General features: G+C 45.2%; 21 protein-coding genes. 5 read left to right on the forward strand and 16 right to left on the reverse strand.

The window, feature by feature from the left end; translation table 11 throughout:
- Positions 1–129 precede the first annotated feature (129 nt).
- Both PN499_RS19710 and ubiE read right to left on the reverse strand, forming a co-directional pair.
- The gene (locus PN499_RS19710) at positions 130–1,368 is read right to left on the reverse strand and encodes a DUF445 family protein (protein ID WP_272033839.1); all 1,239 of its coding nucleotides are present in this window, start codon (positions 1,366–1,368) and stop codon (positions 130–132) included.
- A 193-nt stretch (positions 1,369–1,561) separates the two neighbouring features.
- The gene (gene ubiE, locus PN499_RS19715; RefSeq protein WP_272033841.1) at positions 1,562–2,263 is read right to left on the reverse strand and encodes a bifunctional demethylmenaquinone methyltransferase/2-methoxy-6-polyprenyl-1,4-benzoquinol methylase UbiE; all 702 of its coding nucleotides are present in this window, start codon (positions 2,261–2,263) and stop codon (positions 1,562–1,564) included.
- Positions 2,264–2,762: 499 nt separating this feature from the next.
- On the opposite strand from ubiE, the gene PN499_RS19720 reads away from it, so the two are divergent.
- The gene (locus PN499_RS19720; RefSeq protein ID WP_272033843.1) at positions 2,763–3,161 is read left to right on the forward strand and encodes a hypothetical protein; all 399 of its coding nucleotides are present in this window, start codon (positions 2,763–2,765) and stop codon (positions 3,159–3,161) included.
- Between the two features lie 338 nt (positions 3,162–3,499).
- Here the strand turns inward: PN499_RS19720 and PN499_RS19725 are convergent, their stop codons facing one another.
- The 3 genes from PN499_RS19725 to rbfA all read right to left on the reverse strand — a co-directional run bounded on the left by PN499_RS19725 (position 3,500) and on the right by rbfA (position 6,238).
- Complete coding sequence (locus PN499_RS19725) at positions 3,500–3,724, reverse strand: DUF4327 family protein (protein ID WP_007354445.1); 225 nt, start codon at positions 3,722–3,724, stop codon at positions 3,500–3,502.
- A gap of 332 nt (positions 3,725–4,056) precedes the next feature.
- Positions 4,057–5,718: a glycoside hydrolase family 3 protein gene (locus tag PN499_RS19730; protein ID WP_272033846.1), complete on the reverse strand. Its 1,662-nt coding sequence runs from the start codon at positions 5,716–5,718 to the stop codon at positions 4,057–4,059.
- A gap of 97 nt (positions 5,719–5,815) precedes the next feature.
- Positions 5,816–6,238, reverse strand: coding sequence for a 30S ribosome-binding factor RbfA (rbfA, locus tag PN499_RS19735; protein WP_007354447.1), 423 nt, complete (start codon positions 6,236–6,238; stop codon positions 5,816–5,818).
- A 423-nt stretch (positions 6,239–6,661) separates the two neighbouring features.
- Here rbfA and sipA point away from each other — a divergent pair, with 423 nt between their 5' ends.
- Entirely contained in the window at positions 6,662–6,928 is a 267-nt protein-coding gene (gene sipA, locus PN499_RS19740; protein WP_272033849.1) for a regulatory protein SipA, read from the forward strand.
- Between the two features lie 7 nt (positions 6,929–6,935).
- On the opposite strand, the gene PN499_RS19745 is transcribed toward sipA, so the two are convergent.
- The 10 genes from PN499_RS19745 to PN499_RS19790 all read right to left on the reverse strand — a co-directional run bounded on the left by PN499_RS19745 (position 6,936) and on the right by PN499_RS19790 (position 15,314).
- Positions 6,936–7,475, reverse strand: a complete 540-nt coding sequence (locus tag PN499_RS19745) for an alpha/beta hydrolase (RefSeq protein WP_272033851.1) — start codon at positions 7,473–7,475, stop codon at positions 6,936–6,938.
- Between the two features lie 220 nt (positions 7,476–7,695).
- Complete coding sequence (locus PN499_RS19750) at positions 7,696–7,824, reverse strand: hypothetical protein (RefSeq protein ID WP_272033853.1); 129 nt, start codon at positions 7,822–7,824, stop codon at positions 7,696–7,698.
- Positions 7,775–8,524: a GDYXXLXY domain-containing protein gene (locus PN499_RS19755; protein ID WP_272033855.1), complete on the reverse strand. Its 750-nt coding sequence runs from the start codon at positions 8,522–8,524 to the stop codon at positions 7,775–7,777. Before PN499_RS19755 ends, PN499_RS19750 begins: the two co-directional genes overlap by 50 nt.
- A 150-nt stretch (positions 8,525–8,674) precedes the next feature.
- Entirely contained in the window at positions 8,675–10,078 is a 1,404-nt protein-coding gene (locus tag PN499_RS19760) for a DUF2157 domain-containing protein (protein ID WP_272033857.1), read from the reverse strand.
- A gap of 140 nt (positions 10,079–10,218) precedes the next feature.
- On the reverse strand, positions 10,219–10,857 hold the full coding sequence (locus PN499_RS19765) for a Uma2 family endonuclease (protein ID WP_272033859.1): 639 nt from the start codon (positions 10,855–10,857) through the stop codon (positions 10,219–10,221).
- A gap of 196 nt (positions 10,858–11,053) precedes the next feature.
- The gene (locus PN499_RS19770) at positions 11,054–11,728 is read right to left on the reverse strand and encodes a DivIVA domain-containing protein (RefSeq protein ID WP_272033861.1); all 675 of its coding nucleotides are present in this window, start codon (positions 11,726–11,728) and stop codon (positions 11,054–11,056) included.
- Positions 11,729–11,840: 112 nt separating this feature from the next.
- Positions 11,841–12,323: a pantetheine-phosphate adenylyltransferase gene (gene coaD / locus PN499_RS19775; RefSeq protein WP_007357589.1), complete on the reverse strand. Its 483-nt coding sequence runs from the start codon at positions 12,321–12,323 to the stop codon at positions 11,841–11,843.
- Between the two features lie 256 nt (positions 12,324–12,579).
- The gene (locus PN499_RS19780; RefSeq protein ID WP_272033863.1) at positions 12,580–13,452 is read right to left on the reverse strand and encodes a M15 family metallopeptidase; all 873 of its coding nucleotides are present in this window, start codon (positions 13,450–13,452) and stop codon (positions 12,580–12,582) included.
- A gap of 260 nt (positions 13,453–13,712) precedes the next feature.
- Positions 13,713–14,003, reverse strand: a complete 291-nt coding sequence (locus PN499_RS19785; protein ID WP_272033864.1) for a helix-turn-helix domain-containing protein — start codon at positions 14,001–14,003, stop codon at positions 13,713–13,715.
- Between the two features lie 273 nt (positions 14,004–14,276).
- The gene (locus tag PN499_RS19790) at positions 14,277–15,314 is read right to left on the reverse strand and encodes an Ldh family oxidoreductase (protein ID WP_272033865.1); all 1,038 of its coding nucleotides are present in this window, start codon (positions 15,312–15,314) and stop codon (positions 14,277–14,279) included.
- A gap of 142 nt (positions 15,315–15,456) precedes the next feature.
- Here PN499_RS19790 and PN499_RS19795 point away from each other — a divergent pair, with 142 nt between their 5' ends.
- Positions 15,457–16,968: a calcium-binding protein gene (locus PN499_RS19795; protein WP_272033867.1), complete on the forward strand. Its 1,512-nt coding sequence runs from the start codon at positions 15,457–15,459 to the stop codon at positions 16,966–16,968.
- Positions 16,969–16,972: 4 nt separating this feature from the next.
- On the opposite strand, the gene PN499_RS19800 is transcribed toward PN499_RS19795, so the two are convergent.
- Positions 16,973–17,332, reverse strand: a complete 360-nt coding sequence (locus tag PN499_RS19800) for a hypothetical protein (RefSeq protein WP_272033868.1) — start codon at positions 17,330–17,332, stop codon at positions 16,973–16,975.
- Positions 17,333–17,887: 555 nt separating this feature from the next.
- Between PN499_RS19800 and psbO the strand changes: the two genes are divergently transcribed.
- Entirely contained in the window at positions 17,888–18,727 is an 840-nt protein-coding gene (psbO, locus tag PN499_RS19805; protein WP_272033869.1) for a photosystem II manganese-stabilizing polypeptide, read from the forward strand.
- Between the two features lie 509 nt (positions 18,728–19,236).
- Positions 19,237–20,004, forward strand: a complete 768-nt coding sequence (locus PN499_RS19810; protein ID WP_272033903.1) for an RNA polymerase sigma factor SigF — start codon at positions 19,237–19,239, stop codon at positions 20,002–20,004.
- Positions 20,005–20,324 lie beyond the last annotated feature (320 nt).

The following is a 20,324-nucleotide window of genomic DNA, read 5'->3' on the forward strand; positions in this document are numbered from 1 at the left end:
CCCTTCTTTCCCTTCTTTCCCTTCTTTCCCTTCTTTCCCTTCTTTCCCTTCTTTCCCTTCTTTCCCTAGCCCCTAGCCCCTAGTCCCTAGCCCCTAACCGCTGAAAGCGGTTGCTATATTTGCCATAATTTACCGTTGAATTAACAGCGCAAACGTCTGTAAAAAACCAATTAGTACACCCAAAATTCCTCCTAAATTCACAATTCCTTGTAACTCACTTTTAACTATTCCTTGAATTGCCAGCTCAAGTTCTTCGGGAGAGGTATTCTTAACCCTATCAATAATTACTTGATCGATATTCAAAATTGGGATGGCTTGAGCTACAATTTTCTCTAAATCTCGCTCTAGATAGCGCTCTAAAACTAAAGCCAATTCTTTGCTGACTATTTCTAGAGAAGCATTCATCACTGATGAATTTTGTAATCTGTCGAGAATTAAGGCTGACATATTTTCCCAGTCTATAGATTTGCTCAATCCTTGAATTAAATCAACTCCCTTTTCTTGTAGGTAACTGCGAACGCTATCTCGCATCGTTTTTCGTAACTGCCGTACTGTCGCCACTGGTAAATTTTGCATTGACAGATTTTGCAGCCATTCCTGAATTCTGCCTCGCAATCCGAGAGAAACAATTAATTCAGCCAATCTTTGATTTGTTAGTTCTTTTTCATCTAAACAAAAAGTCCGTAGCCGAGTTAAAGTATTACGCAAACCAAATAAATTAGCTACTACCCAATAAGTGCCGCTAGTCTTTTCTCGAAAGCCTTCATCAATAATTGAAATGTTGCGGTCAGTGAGGAAATCAATCAATACTTGCCGCAGCACATCTGGGGGTAATACTGCCTGCAATAACCAGTCTGCCAATTGAGCAGATTGAGCTTCAGTTAACTGTAATTCTAGTAAAACTTGGTCAAAAATTTGATTGAGTTGGACTTCTAAAAAATCTTCGCGTTGTGATAAAATATTCAGGATTTTTGGTAGAGATTCTCCTAGTAAATCTCGGAGAATATTTGCCAGAATTTTAGCAGTTTTCAGCTCTGTATCTGCTTTTACTTGATCCATTGCCAGTTGCAGTAACCAGAGAATTCCTACTTGCATTCGCTCAGTTTGTAGCAGGCGACGTGCCAAGTTTTCCAATTCTGTTGGTGTTAGCAGTGAACCCATGATCGTGTCAGCAATTCGCTTAGCTAAACGCTCTTGGTTACGGGGAATCAAGCCCGGAGTAAAGGGCATCTGCCGACCGTTAATGTAGATAGGGCGATAGGGGCGAAATAACATTTTGATGGCTATATCATTAGTGAAATAACCGATAATTCCGCCCACGACAGGAGGAGCGATAAGAAGCCAAAGGTCAGACAAGTTCATCACCATTAAAATTTAAAATAACAAACGCAGATTAAGCAGTTTTAACTTGCATGAGAACAGTTTAAGTGCTAATTGTTAATTGCTAATTGCTAATTGCTAACAGTTAACAAAGTGGTAATTAATTATTAAAAGCAGTATCTACCCAATTGCAAACTGCTATTAATAATTTAATGTAAGGTGGGCAATGCCTACTCTACAATTACTTTGTAATTACCAATACTCCCATCATAGCCCCGGCAATGGGGTAGTGTGTGGCGCTAGCAAATCCGGTTTGGCGAGATAAAGCTATTTGCTCCGATCCTGTCGGGAATTTTTCTAAGCTGGAATTGATGTAAGCATACTCTTGGGTCATGCCGAATTGGTTCGCCGCTGGTACTACAAGGGTTTCTAAATACCACTGTTGAAAGCTCCGCATGAGGGGACTGCTAGGACGGTGGAGGTCGAGGATCGCGGCTTTGGCACCTGGTTTAAGGACGCGGTACAATTCTTGCAAACTCCGGGGGATATCTGTGACGTTGCGGAGGCCATAACCCATTGTGGCGCAGTCGAAGTGGTTGTCGGCAAAAGGTAAATTTAAGGCGTTTCCTTCTACCCAAGTGATGGGGCTGGAAGGGGAAAGGATGGGTGGAGCTCGGCGGCTGGCTTGAGCCAATAGTTCGGCCGAAAAATCAAGAGCAAAGACATGGCCCGCAGCACCGACCTGCTTTGCTAAAAGTAGAGCTAAGTCACCGCTACCGCAGCACAAGTCTAGGCAAGTATCGCCAGGGTGAGCATCGCTCCAGTTTACGGTCATTTGCTTCCAGATGCGGTGCTGCCCTAAGCTGAGCCAATCGTTTAACTGGTCGTAAACTGGGGCAATGCGGTTAAATATGGCTTGAATTTGTGCTGGGTCGTTTGTCATCTCTTAAATGAATCCCCAGTAGTCTAATTGTGTAATCTCAACAATAATCTAAATGGGCGATCGCGACAATCAACGCGATAATCAAAGCGATCGCTTACCTAAATAGAACTAGCGATCGTCCTCACTCAGATTTACACCCGTTTGAGCAATTTTTAAATGAGAACGGCAATCTTAAACGGGAAACGAAACAGAACAATACCTGTTTTGGTAAAATCTACATTGGCTATTATGGGGGTGCTGCTACGGAACGCCTGATATCATGTCCGCCAAATTAACTTACGATCTGTCATTGCGAGCGAAGCGAAGCAATCGCAGAGACTAAGCGATTGCTTCGCTTTGCTCGCAATGACAAGTATTTAACCGGACATGATATGACGCGATCGCCAGACAGCACCCTGTTCTGATATATTCAGTTGTCAGGTAAAAAGTGGCTTTTCCCTGCCATGCTTTCCTCCCCATCCAAACCGGATCTGTTCTCCAGCGAAAATTAATATTAATAATGAATTCTGATAATCTAACTCAAATGCTGCAAAAAGGATTCCGCGTGACATTGGGCGCAACTTCCTTTGTGATTGAAACTTTGCAAGACTCCCAAAAACGAGATGAGAACCTCAGCAAACTGAAATCAGAAAATTTCAGCCAACTCACCGAGGAGTGGGCCCAACAAGGAGAAATGACGGAAAGGGAAGCCCGCAATTTTGTTGATACTATTTTGGCTCAACAAAACACCCAGGATAGCGCTCAGACTGGAGCCACTTCTGATTCTCCCGTCAGCACTCCTACTGAACCTGCACCCGACTCCGATCCACGGCCAGAAATTCAAGAATTAACTGCACAAGTAGCCGCCCTCAGAGCTGAGTTGGAAAATCTTCGCGCCGATAACCAATCTCAGGGCTAAATAGTATTTACCCTTGATTGTTTAACAGTCTTAGGGTTGCTCAATAGAACTTATCCTTATTTGACTGCAATCAACCAAGTATTTGCTTCCTGCTTTAATAGGCAGGCAGCAGATTCTAGTTAATCGGGGCAACTTCAGGTTGAGCCAACCTTAAATTTTTCTAGTTTTGCTCCACAATTAGCTAACTGCTGCGCTAATCAAGATTAGCAGGGCGTGTTTTGGCATCAGGCAGCTTCGTGTCTTGTTTCGACTTAGCTGACTGAACGCTGCAAGTCAATGTTAGCGTCTGCCACACTCCGCTGATAGTCTCTGAAGACTATTCAGAGTGGAGTAGAGCTTTAGTCGTTATCCCAGTTTTCAGCACCGATCAGGTCGCCAATTCGGTCTCTGAGTAAAAAGTCGCATTTTTCTAATTCGCCCTCTACGCAAGACCATTCACGAGCTGGAATGTATTGGCAGAGTGTATAAATGGGCTGTTGACGGCTGACGACACCCTCGTGCACCAGTTGACGTGCTTCATCTTGGATGACATCTAAGGAGTATTGGATTGTAGTGTGAATCATAAGCCCTCGTGGGGTTGCCTAAGAAATTTACCGCACTTGTAATACTATAGTGCATATCGAGTGGAGTGAACACAAATTTTGTCCGTATCGTCTGATACAAATTACTTATTCTTGTTGCAGAAATCTCATAAAACTATGAGCGGTCACTATTGTGTTTGCTTAATATTTCATAATTAAAAATTGTGATATTTAATTTTTAATTTTTAATTTTTAATTAATCGGAGGGGAGGTGGCCCGGCGGTTTCATTCTCGGAAAAACCGCGATTTTGTAGGGGTAGTGCCCCGTGCCTACCCCCCTCAACAACTAAAACCTCAAAACTCCCCTCTTTCCCCTAGCTACCAAACAGTGCTTGAAGAGCGATCTCTTGGGCTACTGGCATTTGCCCGTAAGAAAAAACGTAAGGGATTGAAGGCGGTAACGCTGGCAAAAATTGCTCAAGGATATAGGGGCTACCGTAAATGACGACTGCTTGGAGTTCGCCTGTTTTTAACAAACTTTTAAACAAGTCTCCTGCTGCTTGGGTTAAACCTGCACTGCCTCGAAAACAGTTACCGCGAATGAAGACTTGTAGCAATGTAGGCAAAAATTCTGCTTCTGGAGAGGGACGCGGAGTATTCTTAGAAATTATGAATGGCTCTTCCTTGCGTCTTTCGGTGCGATCGTCAATTATTTGCAGTTTGTAACCTCGCTGTTTGGGGACTGCGATCGCAGGAGTATGATGTCCCAAAAACTCACAACCCAAAACATCATCCACAATCACTAAATTACGTAAATTCTCCCCAGTTTTGGGCGCTTCTACCCGCAAAGGCACAGAACCACCAACTTTTAGAGAATCTCGCAAAATATTCGCTGCTACGGTTAAGGAAGAAGGAAGAAGAGAGAGGGGAGATGGGGAAGATGGGGAAGATGGGGAAGATGGAGCAGATGGGGAGAATTTAGCTACTCGATCTCCGGTATCTTTGATAGACAAGCCGACTTTAGCCTTCGCTTGCCAAATCCGTTGCACAGAATCTTCAATGCGCGATCGCTCAATCCGGCCCTGAGCGACAGCATCACACACTGCTTTAATAGTAGCCTCCGGGTCTTGCGGCATCAACAAAATATCAGCACCCGCTGCGACTGCTAAAATCGCCGCTTCCTCAGAACCGTACTGATTCGCGATCGCACCCATCACCAAAGCATCCGTCACAATCAACCCCTCAAAGCCTAACTCTTGGCGCAACTTACCCGTCAAAATTTTGGGCGATAGAGTTGCAGGCCATTCTGCATCCCAAACCGAAATAATTAGGTGAGCACTCATCACCGCATCCACCCCAGCAGCAATAGCCTCAATAAAAGGAGGCAATTCAACCTCAGCCAATCTCGTAGCAGAATGAGGTAGCGTCGGCAATTCTAAATGAGAATCAACCGCCGTATCGCCGTGACCAGGAAAATGCTTAGCTGTAGTTAAAACTGGATATTTCTGGGCCCCATGAATAAAAGCAGTTGCCAGACGGCTTACCAAATCAGGAGTTTCAGCAAAAGCGCGAACATTAATCACTGGATTATCAGGATTATTGTTGACATCCACCACCGGCGCTAGAACCCAATTCAAACCGATCGCGATCGCTTCAGTTGCCGTAATCGCTCCCATTTCTTCAGCATAGCGCTCAGCCTGATTGCCATCTTTCTGAGCAACAGCACCAATCGCCATCGGCGGCGGGAACCAAGTAGCACCTGCAAACCTTTGGCCCACACCTTCTTCAATATCAGCCGCCAACAGCAGAGGGATTTTTGCCCAAGATTGGAGTAATTGCGATCGCACAGCCAACTCCGCCGCACTTCCCCCCACCAAAATCACCCCACCAACACCAAGCTTTTCCAGCCAATAGCGAAGCTTACTAGCAGGCGGCTCCCACTCAGGATATCGAATTTGGTGGTCAAAAAGGTAGCCAGAGGCTCGTACCACCACCATTTGAGCTACGAGTTCTGCTAAAGATAGATTTTCAATCATGGACAGCAAAAAAATAGGAATAGCTAATGGCTATTTAGGCAATAACCCACTAACCATTAGCCTTTACCAATTATCACGCTTGCCCGCAGACAAAAAACTAATCGATTTCCTCTGCGTCAATGTCATCATCCGGCGCAGACTCTTCCTCATCGAGAATGTCAGGTTTCCGCTCTTGCGAGAGCTTATTGAGCAACAACAGCATCTTATCGCCCCGTTCTAGAGAATGGTCTTCTAAAAACACCACCTCTGGCGTGCGCCGCAGACCCACCCGATGACCCAACTCGCTACGCACATAGCCAGTAGCCGATTTCAAGCCGGCCATCGTCTCTGCTTTGGCTTCATCAGTACCGTAGATACTGACAAAGATTTTGGCGTGCTGAAGGTCGCCAGAAACATCCACGTCAGTAACACTGACAATCCCTGCACCTACGCGGTCATCTTTGATACCGTTAAGCAACAGCAAGCTGACTTCACGTTTAATCAGCGAACTCACGCGCTCAACACGACGGCTTGTAGCCACGATCTTTACCCCCTACAGTCTTATTGCCCGTGTTTTTATCTATACTTTCAGTGTTACATAAAGGGAAGATAGGGACTAGGGGCTAGGGAAGAGAAGGGGCTAGGGGCTAGGGACTAGGGACTAGGGAAAGAAGGGAAGAGGTCGAAGATATCAGAAAAGTTATGGTTTGAGCAACTCAGAATGTCCTAATAGTCTTAACCGTTGCTATAAAATAAAATCAATCAGGACTTTGGCACCCAACCAAAGAAACCAGGTTTTTTGACGAAAATACTTCGTCCTACCTCCTGCCTCCTGCATTACCCACAGATTCTCTCAAAAACCCGGTTTCTGGAGCCATGAGCGTAAGTCCTAATCAATAAAAAAACTGGCTTTGCCAGCTTATCTTAAATCGATAGTAGAGATAGAAAACAAACAAATAGAATAATGGAAAAACAATTTACTATTGGCGAGAAAGTTAGAGTTGCAGTCTTACCTCCCTACGTCAAAACTGCTGAACCTATGCCGATGCTGCGACCTCCCCACGTAATTAGCCTTGGTGAAGAGGGAACGATCGCAGATCGCCGTCCAGGGAATTATTGGGGAGTCCGCTTTTCTAAGGGAACATTTTTGATGGACAGCCAGTACATTGAGTCAGTAGAAGTTTCTGGGCAAAATGTCAAGCCAGATGCTCAGGGTTCCCTCTCTGACTAATGGCAAATTACTTAGAGTTGAGCAAGTTTTGCAGATTTCCTGATAAACCCTTGAGTTTTTCAACAGTATTGCCAATATTTCCAACTTCCACATCGATCTCAGAGGTGGGATATTTTTGCAGGACTTCAAGTAAAGATAACTTGTTATTGTCCGCCGCCGAAAGAATCACAGCACCTCTTAAGGCTTTATGACTTTCGTAACGGGAACGAGTCCGAAGACTCTTGCCAATTTCGATCAGTGCATTTTCCCCAACTTTGCTGTTGAGTACGCGGTCTAAAGTGACGATGTTGACTCCAATTTCGAGAGACATCAATCCCCGCACTGTATCAGCATCTTGTTTGGAGATTCGCAATATGGTAGCCAAGGTGGGAGTTTTTGCGCCCGTTTTGACAAAATTTTCTAGATCGCTGATGTTGACTGACTGGGCAATAGGGCCGTACTTAAGTACGATTTTTTCTGCCGCGATCGCACTGTTGCTCGCGAACAGCGTTGCAGTTGCTCCTAAAAGTAATGTGCAACATACCGACGCAAACTTTGGAAATTTCATAGTTAACTACCCAATTAAAATTGATATGCGGAGGTTACTACAGCTTAGATGCAGTCGCTCAATTACACAAGATCGCTAGTGTAACTTGTCAGAGTGTCACACTCACAATCCCCGGAAACAGTAGGAAAATCGTCCTTCTGTATCGAAGTACACCGTCCTAATTCTCTAGTTGTAGGATCTTGATTCTGGTTATCGTCCGTTGCTAAGTACGAGAAGATAATTAAGCGATCGCATATATGGCGATCGCCGCTGCTGTCTCAAGCATTCGCAGATCGCCAGCAAAAAGACAAGGGAATGCCTTAAAATCGATAATTGCGATCGCGCACCCATAGGCTGATCGGTACTGCATTACCCTCAGTATCAATCTTCGTTTCGACTACAAAAGACTGTGGTTGCCGAGATTGAGTTTGAGTGATATCAGCATTGACTTCTTCGCGACGATTTTCGGGCATATAATAAGTTTCTAGTCCATATTCAATGCGCCATCCATTATAGTTTCCCTTAATCGCCACCTGATTTGCTGGCAAGTTAGTGGACTTATTGAAGCTAACCCGCACTGGTTTCCAAGGCTTAGGACGACCAGAATTTGTCACCGTTTTAGGTGCTTCCAGAATTACGTAAATACTGGTTCCTGGCTTTAAATATTTCGGTGATTTTGAGCAATTAGTGTTGTTAGATTGACAAGTGAGCGAGTCATTTGGTAAATCTTTCCAGCCAGGGAGAGCATTAAGATTATTTGGATTAGAAATGTCATAGCCCAGAGTTTGGGAATATCCCCGCAAAAAGTCGTATGGATCTACGGGTGCTGTTTGAAGGATAACGGTCTTTCCTGTAATATGAGTATAAACTGCCTGAGCTGGGACTGAGACAATTAGTGCTATTTGTAACAGCAAGGGAGCCCAGACTCTCCAAGCCGGTAATCTCTGTTCAGAAGCAGACAATTTGAAGGCTGAAGGCTCAACTAAATTCTCGTTTGTCAGCTCAGGATTAGTCTCTGAAATCTCTTGATTTTCAGAATCTACCACAGATTTCTCATTAGATGATTTCATGGTAATGTACCTTTAATAGTTTATGGTTTGTAAGCTAAGCGTATTAGGCTAAACCTCTAGAACGATTAAGATAAATCTTTCGTAACGCCGCCCTCTGGGCGGTGAAATAACGCCCAGAGGGCGGCGTTACGTAAATTTCCCCCTTCAAGATTACATTCTCATTTCTTCTTGCTTTTTCAGTCTGGCAAAGTGTCTCTCATACCAAATTCCCGCAGCAATTACACCAATTCCGCACAAAGCGAACACAAAAGATTTAAGCAGTAATTCAGTGTTGTATTCAAACAATCTGCTGATAATTTGTAGGGTTATCAATACCATCCCGCCCCAAAATGTAGCTCTATTTCCTAGTGCCAAACCTTCTCTAATTAGACCCACAGCCAAGAGGAATAATAACACATTAAAAATAAATGTGGCGAGGATGGGAATAGGAGTAAAAGTCAGATTCCAAAGATGAGTTAAGGCAGTGACAGCTAGGAATCCAGCGATCGCATTCGTTGTCAAATCGACTCCCTGACGTTTGCGACGTTTTCTCTCTTGACGACCCAAACGCAGCCATTCAAACACAGTCAAGCCGGCGAGAAGCGCTACATCCAGCAAAGGAATCCAGTCTATTACAGTTCGATCGTTTATTGAGCTCGGAAAACTATTCCACAGCCCATAAAAAGAGGTGAGGTAAAATAGACTGGCAAGAAATAGGAGTGCTAGAGTACGAGCAATAGGTTGAAATACTCTGCTGTGTGCTTGAGGAAAAATCAAGTCATCGTACCCCCACAGTAGAGCCGGAGGCAAAACGCAAGCGATCGCGAAACCCCAACCTCCTTTCAATTCCTGGAAAATAGAAACTTCTAGAGAAAAAACTATGGCGATCGCAGCCAGGGTAAAAATCGCACGGGAACGACACCAGTAAGCTAGTGGCACCAACATTAAACTGGCTACTACAGGGAAATGTTGCACCAATATATCAAGCCAAGAAAACTCGTCTTTTGACGACCACCAATCAAATACCCCCAGCCAATAACCCAATCCCATCAACAAAATGGCTACAACTCCCAAGGAAGTCAAACGCAGGCTATAAGCCATTGCCAATACGCCTAACCCCCAAACGAGGTAAAGACCATAAGGAGAGCCGCCAATGTGGAACATTTGCGCCATCAGTGCCATATTTGCACCTAAGCTTAAAGCTCCTAACAGCAATAATCCTTCACCAAGTCGCTTTTGCCATCCCATCTGTTGTCGGCTGTTAGATAGGGGAGTTCGCCATAGATAAAAGCCACCTGCATTGACTCCCACGAACACGCTCAGCAGTAAAACAACTCTGAACTCGCGAGGCCACTCTTGCCAATTGGCTGCGACAAAGGTAATTACACCTAAGCCTAAGAGAATGCCGCCCAAGCCAATTAAAATAGCGAGGAAACGATTGCGGGATGCTGTTTCTAGGCTATCGAATTGATAGCGATCGGAGAGTTGTTCGTATAATGGAGCGTTAATAAGTCCTTCTGCCTGCCAGAGTTTGGCTTCGGAGCGCAACTGGCGGCGAAATTTATCTGAAATCATTTGGTAAAAACCTTATTGACCGCGATTGCTTTCTAAAATGTGTCATTTACAAGTAAGTTTTTTTAGAAAGCTAGGACACCTGTGTAAGTTGCACAGTGGGTAATTGCTAATTGCTAATTGCTAATTGCTACTTTTTGATACTAAAGATTTTCCCGTACCCAATTTTTGAAAGCTTGAATAGCGTGGGTTCTGCCAGCAACTTGACTCTGCTGAGCGTACTGATTAACCAGTTCGACAATTGGGATATTGGGGAAAGTGGGACTCACCTCCGATTCAATATATTGTTCGACTTGCAAGAGATTGATTTGTAGCCCTCGTCGTCCGTATCGCCAAAGTTCCGGTACTCCTAGAACTTGATAATTATCCAACTGCGTGCGAGATGTGAGGTCAATTTCTATTGCTAAGTCGGGGGGAGGATCGACACTCAGATCGAGGCGGTTTTTACCGATAACTGCTGCTTGATTTTGAATGTAAAAACAGCTATCCGGTTCGACAGCCTGACTCATACGTTCATTTTTTAACGTTGTCGAACCCAACGACTCAAATGCTATTTGTCGTGCTTCCAACAAAATTTTTACCATGTCCCCAATAATTTCTTTGGCTTTTTCATGTTCGGCCAGAGGAACCATAATTTCTAACCGTCCGTTACTATAGGAAAGTCGAGAAGCACGTCGTTCTCCCAATTCCGCCAAAATATTTTCAAATTGTTGCCAGCTCACACCCTCAACCAGTAATTGCTGACCAGGTTGAATCCTCAATTGTCTTAACTCTAATAGCATAATTGTTCACCCATTTTCTCTACAAAATCTGGTAAACACTAAGTAGAAGGAAGAAGGAAGAAGGAAGAAGGAAGAAGGAAGAAGGAAGAATGCTTATACAACAAGCTTTTTAGCCATCCGTATCTGACGGTTAATTAAGTGGATTCACTTAACAACTAACAACTAACAACTAACAACTAACAACTAACTAATTAGTTTAATGTTTTTGAGGTGGGATATTGCTGTCTAACTGCTGCCGACCATTGCGGATCACTCGCAGCATTTCAGTTAGCTGCTGCTCGATATTATCAAGTGCGTGGTCAGCGTAGTCATCAGCTCCGTTTTGAATTTCTTCGCATTCAGCGATCGCTCTGGCTCTCATTTCCTCTAATTCTTGTTGAGCCTGATAGCGAATCTGTTCAATTTCTGCGATCGTAGCTTGCTGGATTGCCTCGCAATCCAACTGAACTTGTTGCCGTAATTGATCTGCTTCTACTTTCGCCTGCTGGATTAGGCCCATTTCGTTCAAAAGCTCAGAGGCCCGCTGTTCGGCTGCTCCGATGATTTCTTGAGCGTAGAGTTCGGCTTCTTGAACCAGTTCGTCTTTGTGGCGGATGATGAGCTCGGCTTCTTGAAAGGCGATCGGCAAATTCAGCCGCACTAGATCGAGTTGGTCGAGCAATTGTTCTTCATCGACGAGTGTGCGTCGAGTCAGGGGAATCCGAGGACTGTCGAGAACGATTTCCTCAAGGCGGTTGAGTTCCCGCTGAATATCTACCCCTGCTGTTCGCGTGGCTTCTCCGTAGGAGCCTACAGTTTGAGGCGATTCAGTCTCGGTGCTGTGTCCGTTATTATCGGGTTCGATGCGGGTTGAGTCCTGCTGGCGTAACATTTGCAAATATCCTATGTACTGCCTGTTGACGAGGGTTAAGGGCTGTTCACAACAGTTAACAGCCAACGGTCAATTTTTGCAACAAACCTAATGTATTAAAAATAGCTCATTTTTATGGTAAGTTTTTGTAACATTTATAAATATCGACAGCGACGTGCTTCGGTACAAGATGATCGACTGAGCCCCCAAATCTGGCTATCTCTTTGACTACGCTACTACTTAAAAAGCTGTACTCGTTGGAAGTCGCCAGAAACACTGTCTCTATTTCGCCCAAGAGGGTTTTATTAGTATGGGCCATTTGGAGTTCCATTTCAAAGTCTGTTAATACGCGCAATCCCCGCAGCAATACTTTGGCTTGCCGTATTCTGGCGTAGTTTACTGTTAAACCCTCGAAACTGGCTATTTCTACGTTGGGTAGGTGTTGGGTGGAGTGGCGAATCTGATCTATCCTTTCTTCGACGGTAAATAAGGGGCTTTTATTAGGATTTCGTAAAACGGCCACTATTACTTGCTCGAAGAGTTTACAGCCTCTTTCGATGATGTCGAGATGACCGAAGGTGATCGGGTCGAAGCTGCCGGGATAGATTGCTATCACAAATGAGGAATATTTGGGTTACTCAGCAATTATAGGATATGAAGGAATAGAAGTTTTGAGATTGCTGCGTTGCACTCGCAAACCCTAAATCCTGCGAGTAGGCGACACCAACCCAGTTTTGAAGCGATAAGAGTAAGTAATCCTCCCCTCTAAAAATTAAAAATTAAAAATTAAAAATTAAAAATTAAAAATTAAATCTCACAATTTTTAATTTTGCATTTTTAATTTTTAATTGATTAAGTTGCTCCCCCGCTCCCTATCTCCCCTTAAGGGAATGGGCTTTATAGAAAGTTTCTAAGCTGTGGCGATCGCCTACATATCTCCAGTGCCAGGGTTCGTAACTCACGCCTTGGGAATTGTTTTTAGGGAAGGACATCTCGAAGCTGAAGTATGCGGCGTTAGCTTGCAGCCATTTGAAGGCAATTGTATTTTCAAAGCTTTGGCTGAGGTTGGTTTCGGGAGCGCTGCCATCACCGATATCGATCGCATAGCCGGTGTGGTGTTCGCTGTAGCCGGGAGGAGCGCTAACTTCTGCTCGTTTGCTGGGTGCTTGTCCTCGTTCTGCTTTGATGTCGAAAAATACGTGCTGTTGGTCATCTACAGAACGAAAGCCGGAAATAGGGACAAAGTAGATTCCTTCTGCGGCGGCGGCGTTTGCCATTTCTTGATACTTGGCTGCTGCTGCTTTTCGCAATTTGAGGCTACCGTCGGGGGTGATGGCTTGGATTTCGGAGAGAGGTGCTTCTTCGTAGGGGAGATGTCCTAGCAGGTTATCTGGGCTATTCGAAGCAACAGGCGTTTCTGAGGCAGAGGGTGAAGTTTGAGGAGATGGGGAGGGTGAGGCGGGGCTGGTTGAGGCTGTTGAGGGCGAGTTTGCTAATGCGGCTGTGTTTTGTTCGCTTTGGGCGGAGGGAGAAGTGAAGGGGATTAAGTTATATCGCATTTGTAGCCACAGGCTAGCTGCTAATGCGATCGCACCTAATCCAGCCAATCTCCAGATTAGCCATTTTTTTTCTTGCTGACGAGTTTGAGGTTGTACGTCGGGGGTGTCGCGCACTGCCTCTGGAATGTCGTCGGCGGCAAGCTCTGAGGCTTTTGGAGGTTTTCTCTTTAGACTAGCGTTATCCAAGCCAGCTTCACTCCTGCACTTCAATCAAGGCTTAACGTTAAAGATTGTAACTGAGACTGGTAAATCCACAGCTATATCTATAAACGTCATAAATTTTGTCTTATCTGGAATTTTACAGCAACCGCCAGGGCGATTACGGCAAGTCCAACTGTTACCTTTAGTCCATAATCCCTTACGGAGTAACATTTTATCCTCTTTCCTGTTTCATCTTCCCTAGCCCCTAGCTTGGGGCGATCGCGATCGCCCCTTTGTTTGCTTTCTCACCCGCCTGCTCTAGAATCGGCAATCTGTGCAATTCCGTTGTCGATTAACCGCTTGGGTCTTCCCGGTTTGCGCTTGTGCCGCTGATTCATTGATTTTTGACTTGCTGTTGCCATCTCTTCTGGGGTACATTGAAACAACTGTAAGGCTTCTAGGTATTTGTTGGGGGTCATAGTGGGTTCTGTGCGCCCCGTTTCCCAGTTGCGAACGCTGGTTTCACTGATTCCAAGTCTGACTGCAACTTCTGCACGGGTTAGCCCCGCACGTTCTCTCAGGGCTTCCAGATCCATATTTTTGAGGCTCCCTCTTAAAATATCAAACTACTTTTTGAAAATGAGTTTACATTATATAGCAAAATTATCTAAATTTGATCGCTATTAAAGATTAGGAGCGATCGGCTACTTCTTTAAGTGTCCAGCCTTCTCCGGCTTTAACCCTCACTTTAAGCCTCTCACTGCCATTGAGTCCCTTTGACGCGGACAGTGAGCTTGGGTTGGCCTGAGCGCGGTTCGGCTAAGCATGGGGTTCACCGTCGAAGCCAACCAACAACTAACCACTAACAATTAACAACTAACATATTCAGGAGGAGTAACACCCAACTTTTCTGACCACTCCCCGAACTCTAAAGCTACCGCCGCCTCAATCGGAATCCCTACTTCGCGGCGATTTGTTTCCGATTTATACTCAGGTTCCCCAGGAAAAAGAATCGCCTCACCCTGAGATTTTAGTTCCTGAATCGCCTGAGTCACAACCTGCGAAAGCATCGCACCTCCAGCAAACCTTTGGGGGTCAATTGCGATCGTCAAAGAACCCAAACAGCGGTTTCGATCCAAATCTTTATACATATTAGTAACATGAGGCCCAAAAGCCATCCCATTCAAAGGGCCGCACAGCATATCAATCATAAACCCCAAGGCATATCCCTTATGTTCAGCTATAGGTTTAAGCGCCACCATTTCCTTCAAGTCTTCAGTATCTTCTCCCTGTTCATTCACCGCCAATCCTCGCGGAATAGATCCTCCATCGCGACGGGCATTTACAATTCGATTCCAAGGTACTATACTCGTAGCCATATCCACACATAACGGTCGATCTACAATCGTTGAAGGAATCGCAATTGAAATCGGATTAGTGCCAAAAAAAGCCTGCTTTCCTAAATGGGGAACCACCAAAGCATCCGTATGAGTAAAAGCAATCCCGATCATCCCTGCTAAACAAGCTTGGCGGGTATAAATTCCAATCGCACCGCAGTGAGAAGAATTACTAATCCCCACAATTCCTACTCCTGCATTTCTAGCCAGAGCAATTGCTTTTTCCATAGCGAAATGGCACACAAATATCCCTAAACCATGATTTCCGTCTAATTGACCAGTCGCCGCCCCAGTCTCAGTAAATTGTAGTTGAGGGTGAGGGTTAAGAGTGCCACCAGTGAGACGATTGAGATAATGGGGAACTCGCGAAACACCGTGAGAATCTATTCCCCAGAGACTCGTTTGTACTAAACTAGATGCTACAATTTCTGCCTCACTTTCAGGCATCCCGGTTGCCATTAAAACTTGCCTAACCCAAAAAGATAATTTATCTGAAGAGATTGCTAACATTTATTTGTGATTTTGCTCGAAATATGGTTGTGCCTCAGTCCTATTGGGAAATATAGGATTTAATCTCACGGGATTGACAAATTCAGTTAAAACTGGAGATATTCATAAACTGTGGTTTTTTTGAGGAGAAACGTATTCAATTATGGCAAATATATTCGGTACTGACGAAAACGACGAAATTGTAGGAAATCCAGCTAGCGACCGAATTCGCGGCTTAGATGGCGACGATACTATCTACGGAGTAGGCGGAGACGATACTTTAGAAGGAAGCCAAGGTCTAGATTTGCTCTTGGGGGGGGATGGAGCTGATTCAATTCTAGGCGCAGAAGGCAATGATACTTTAATAGGTAACAGCGGTCGCGATTTAGCTTTCGGGGGTATCGGCGATGACTCCATTCAGGGCGGTCTAGGTAACGATACCATCCTGGGCGAAGATAACAACGATACCTTGTTTGGAGACGCTGGAGATGATTTTGTCAACGGCAACCTGGGCTTTGATATCGTCACGGGCGGCACTGGCAACGACACCATCCGAGGTGGTGAAGATGACGATAGCGTGTTTGGGAATGCTGACGATGATTACTTGTATGGAGATACGGGTAATGATTCTCTCAGTGGCGATCGCGGTAGCGACCAACTTTTAGGTGGCGATGGTCAAGACTTCCTCACTGGAGGCGACGGTGAGGACACCCTGTTTGGCGAAGCTGGCAACGATGTACTCAATGGAGATTTTGGCAACGACCAAATCTACGCTGGCAAAGGTAACGATACAGCCTCTGGCGGTGCTGCCTCAGACACCATTTTAGGAGGTGAAGGTGACGACTCCCTATTTGGAAATGACGATAACGATTTTATCTTCGGTGGCAAGGCTAATGATGCTCTTGATGGCGGCTTTGGCGACGATTCCATAGCCGGAGGACTCGGCGATGATACCATCATTGGCGGCTTTGGCAATGACAATTTATTAGGAGCAGAAAATAATGACATCCTGATTGGAGGCGAGGGCACGGATACCTTGACTGGCGGTAGTGGTAGCGATTTATTTGTATTAGGCTCTGGTGCTGGTAGTTTGGCTATAATTACTGACTACGATGATGCCGCAGATTTTGTTGGGTTGCCCAGCAATTTATCTTTTAACGATCTCCAAGTCCAGCAAGGCAATGGTTTAAATCGCAGAGATACTATTGTTTCCATCGGCGGCAAGATTTTGGCAATCTTTGTAGACAATCCTTCGGCGCTGATCACTGTAGATGATTTTATAGATGTTGATGAAACGTTGGTATCAGTACCGACGAGAACACCATCGCCAACGCCAACGCCAACTCCGACACCGACACCAACTCCGACTCCGACACCAACGCCAACTCCGACACCCACACCAACCCCAACAGCTACCCCTGCGCCAACACCGACACCAACAGCTACTCCTACGCCAACAGCCACGCCAACTCCTACGCCCACAACTTCCAGGCTTACTTCCCCACCTGAGATTAATCCGCCAGCGACATTGCCGCTCTCAGGTATGAACGTCAGTCCCGCGTCTGAGCATAGCCTGTTGCCAGTGATTCCTGGTCAAGTACCAACTATCCTGCCGGTGCAGCCCAACCTGACACCATGGATATCCAACCCAACAGTACCGACTTTGTGGCCGTAGAGTTTTACAACTCCAGAGGAGTCTGAGTGGGATAACACTCAGACTCCTCGTGTTCATCTTCTACAAGCGAGAGGCGATCGCAGCCACTTAAAAACGATCGCAACTTCATGCGGTGAATATAAGGCCAACCACCTTCCGCTTCAATATTCCTTAGTAACTGATAAAGTGCTTGGCGGTTATCTGGCAAAGACGATTGAAACAGGCCCTCCCGAATTTCCCGGTGCAAACCCTCCAAAGTCCGCAGTAAAGCTAAAAGTAGCAGACTGTTCCCTTGACAACTCTCCGCTAAACCATAAACCTCTTCAGTAAGGGATTGCAACTCAGACTGCAACTTTCCCGACTCCAAATTTGTGTCCCTGTCCATATCTTGTCTGGTGTCCCCTTGGTGGTTGCTACATTAGCCCACTTTTTTTTCTCAATGCTCAACTGTACCAGTTGATGCTACCATAATGAACTTAGCCTACCAAGTTGGTGAAAAACCTGGCAGTTGGCAACCGTACTGTTAAAAACTTTACAAAAAGTAGCCATAGACTCAATGCTTCGACTAAGCTCAGCAACCATTGAGCGAGTGGGTAGTGGGTCACTGACAGATCCTTTAAGCATCAAGCTTTGGGCGGATTCACCCCCTAAAGGTTGTCCTTGGGAATCCCCGCGTATGCGAGACCGGGGAGTGTCAATTCCACCATAAGTCAGTATGTGAGCACAAGCCATGTACAATTCTGTATTGGGCTATTAACCGAACCTTTTCAGAAATTTTAAGTTATTGCTTAACTTCACCGCACTTGCTCAAAATTTGAGTCGAGTGCAGCGGAGTATTTTGGATGGTTGTGTTGCCGTAGCCTGCCCTGCCTGCACAGCGTCTTGCCCAGAGTAGGGCTTTCTACATTTATTATTCCGATGTTGGATATTGAGGTTGACAATGAGGTATCGCGCTTTAATTGTTGCACTCCTAGCTCTGTGCTTGAGTGTACTGACAGCTTGCTCAGAAGGGCCGACGGTTGCTAGTAGTGAGGCACTAACCTACGACCAAATTAGAGGCACTGGTTTGGCAAATAATTGCCCTAGTTTGCCGGAAACTGCTCGTGGGTCAATTCCTTTGGCTTCAGATAGCACCTATTCGGTGGCTGGTTTGTGTTTGCAGCCAACGAGTTTTTTTGTTAAGGAAGAACCTCTTAATAAGCGACAAGAGGCTGAATATATTCCTGGTAAATTGCTGACCCGGTTTACATCTAGCATCGATCAGGTACAAGGAAGGCTAAAGGTTAGTTCTGACGGTACTCTGACTTTCAAGGAAGAGGACGGCTTAGATTTCCAAGCGATTACTGTTCAGCTTCCCGGCGGCGAACAAGTACCTTTCCTGTTTACCATTAAAGAGCTAGTTGCTAAGTCCGAACCAGGATCGGCTACTCTCAATACTTCTACTGATTTGGAAGGAACCTTTAACGTGCCCTCCTACCGCAGTGCTGGTTTCCTAGATCCTAAAGGTCGTGGCGTGTCTACTGGCTATGACAATGCTGTGGCTCTTCAAGGGAAAGGCGAGCAAGGCGAACTTACTCGCGCGAACGTGAAATTAGCTGACACCCAAACTAAAGCAGGTAAAATTTCTCTGCAAGTCGCTAAGGTGAATGGTAGCACGGGTGAAATTGGCGGGATCTTTGAGAGCGAACAACCTTCTGATACTGACTTGGGAGCTAGACCATCTCTTGAAGTCAAAATTCGCGGTTTATTTTATGCTCGCATTGAACCCTCCGAGTCCTAATTTCGGGGGGTTGGCAGAGGTGGGCGATCGCTTGTCACTGTTGAAGAAAGTAACTGCGTTTTTAAAGTCATAGGCGATCGCGCTACCCGCTCCAAACTAAGGCGAAAGATTTAGCCTCTAGTTTTCAGGGGTTAAGTTTTCTCTACTGACTCTGCTTGAGATACTTGGAGGGGCAATTAGCCCCTCTTTTTTTAGGAAGAAGGGGCTTAGCCCCTAACCTACGAAAGCGGTTGCTTACTTCTGGTGTTAAAAAGTTTGCTCAGTCTACTTAAATAGGGTCTTGCGATCGCATCGCTAATCAAGTAAGATACGCACTTAAGGAAATATAGGAAAGGGCAAAAACTACAGGAAAAAACCTGACAGAGCCAAAGCGCAAAGCATCCTATATTTCCTTTAAAGTGTCTTCGATCACTTCTGTTTGGTGCCGCGATCGCAGCAGTTTAAGCAAAATTTGCCATACTAAAGCTCAAGCACAATCAGTGGTCTACTCTACCAACCCAAACCTCACCATGTCTACCAGAGTTAACAATGACCTAAAAACTGAAAGCTTACAATTGTTACGGGAGTACCAACAAGCTCCTTCAAACGAAGTACGCAACGAATTAGTCAAACTCAACATCGGACTGGTGAGGAAAGAAGTTCACCACTGGCTTCACCAATGCACTGAAAGCTACGACGATCTACTACAAGTAGGTTCTATTGGCTTAATTAGAGCTATTGAGCGGTTTGATATGTCAAAGGGCAATGCCTTTAGTTCTTTTGCTATTCCCTACATCCGAGGTGAAATTCAGCACTATTTGCGCGATAAAAGCCCTTCTGTCCGAGTACCTCGCCACTGGATAACTCTAGAACGTCAATCATCCTCGATAGTCAAGGATCTGCAAGTGCGGCTGAATCGCCACCCTACTGATATTGAAGTAGCAACAGCTCTGAACATTTCTGTGGGAGAATGGCAAGAAATTAAATTAGCCTGCCGCAATCGCGCCCCTCTGAGTTTGGATGCTCCTCTACAGGATGAAGAAGAAGGTGCTACTTGTCTGGGAGAATTAGTACCAGATAATCGCTATCGTAGTTTTCAGTTGGCTCAAGAGGATCGAATTCGTTTACAGCAAGCTCTGGCTAAGTTGGAAGAGCGGACTCGCGAGATATTGGAGTTTGTTTTCCTCTACGATTTGACGCAAAAAGAGACAGCCGAACGTTTAGGTATTAGTGCAGTGACAGTTTCTCGGCGAGTAAAGAAAGGGTTGGATTCGCTCAAGGAAATGATGACTAAATAACTATTAGAAGATTGAAGAAAATAGATTTAAGATTTTTGGGAGCGATCGCAATCTTTCTATTAGATATCGACCGCACTTAAGTATTTTTTCAAACCGAGCAAGCATTTAAGCTCGGATTATTTTTCACATAGGTCTATGTAGCGCTAAATCTTATTTAGAACACAGTACCTCAACCGACCTATGAAGTTCGCCAAGCCTTAATTGGAGTTTATCGGGCTCATGCTCCATAGTAAATACACCTTACGAACATCGACGGTGATTGCATTTAGTGTCTCTTACCTGTTTGTCGAATAAGCTTTCGAGCGATCGCAATCTCGACA

It is taken from the genome of Kamptonema animale CS-326, assembly GCF_028330895.1.
In the GTDB taxonomy this organism is placed as follows: domain Bacteria; phylum Cyanobacteriota; class Cyanobacteriia; order Cyanobacteriales; family Microcoleaceae; genus Kamptonema; species Kamptonema formosum.

What these genes read in the sequence shown, in the direction of transcription:
- PN499_RS19725 (WP_007354445.1), bottom strand. Translation starts at nt 3,724, where the DNA reads ATGATTCACACTACAATCCAATACTCCTTAGATGTCATCCAAGATGAA.
- PN499_RS19710 (WP_272033839.1), bottom strand. Translation starts at nt 1,368, where the DNA reads ATGGTGATGAACTTGTCTGACCTTTGGCTTCTTATCGCTCCTCCTGTC.
- PN499_RS19795 (WP_272033867.1), top strand. Translation starts at nt 15,457, where the DNA reads ATGGCAAATATATTCGGTACTGACGAAAACGACGAAATTGTAGGAAAT.
- PN499_RS19720 (WP_272033843.1), top strand. Translation starts at nt 2,763, where the DNA reads ATGAATTCTGATAATCTAACTCAAATGCTGCAAAAAGGATTCCGCGTG.
- PN499_RS19765 (WP_272033859.1), bottom strand. Translation starts at nt 10,857, where the DNA reads ATGCTATTAGAGTTAAGACAATTGAGGATTCAACCTGGTCAGCAATTA.
- PN499_RS19730 (WP_272033846.1), bottom strand. Translation starts at nt 5,718, where the DNA reads ATGATTGAAAATCTATCTTTAGCAGAACTCGTAGCTCAAATGGTGGTG.
- PN499_RS19810 (WP_272033903.1), top strand. Translation starts at nt 19,237, where the DNA reads ATGTCTACCAGAGTTAACAATGACCTAAAAACTGAAAGCTTACAATTG.
- PN499_RS19800 (WP_272033868.1), bottom strand. Translation starts at nt 17,332, where the DNA reads ATGGACAGGGACACAAATTTGGAGTCGGGAAAGTTGCAGTCTGAGTTG.
- ubiE (WP_272033841.1), bottom strand. Translation starts at nt 2,263, where the DNA reads ATGACAAACGACCCAGCACAAATTCAAGCCATATTTAACCGCATTGCC.
- PN499_RS19785 (WP_272033864.1), bottom strand. Translation starts at nt 14,003, where the DNA reads ATGGATCTGGAAGCCCTGAGAGAACGTGCGGGGCTAACCCGTGCAGAA.
- PN499_RS19745 (WP_272033851.1), bottom strand. Translation starts at nt 7,475, where the DNA reads ATGAAATTTCCAAAGTTTGCGTCGGTATGTTGCACATTACTTTTAGGA.
- PN499_RS19770 (WP_272033861.1), bottom strand. Translation starts at nt 11,728, where the DNA reads ATGTTACGCCAGCAGGACTCAACCCGCATCGAACCCGATAATAACGGA.
- PN499_RS19760 (WP_272033857.1), bottom strand. Translation starts at nt 10,078, where the DNA reads ATGATTTCAGATAAATTTCGCCGCCAGTTGCGCTCCGAAGCCAAACTC.
- PN499_RS19755 (WP_272033855.1), bottom strand. Translation starts at nt 8,524, where the DNA reads ATGAAATCATCTAATGAGAAATCTGTGGTAGATTCTGAAAATCAAGAG.
- sipA (WP_272033849.1), top strand. Translation starts at nt 6,662, where the DNA reads ATGGAAAAACAATTTACTATTGGCGAGAAAGTTAGAGTTGCAGTCTTA.
- psbO (WP_272033869.1), top strand. Translation starts at nt 17,888, where the DNA reads ATGAGGTATCGCGCTTTAATTGTTGCACTCCTAGCTCTGTGCTTGAGT.
- PN499_RS19750 (WP_272033853.1), bottom strand. Translation starts at nt 7,824, where the DNA reads ATGCAGTACCGATCAGCCTATGGGTGCGCGATCGCAATTATCGATTTT.
- PN499_RS19790 (WP_272033865.1), bottom strand. Translation starts at nt 15,314, where the DNA reads ATGTTAGCAATCTCTTCAGATAAATTATCTTTTTGGGTTAGGCAAGTT.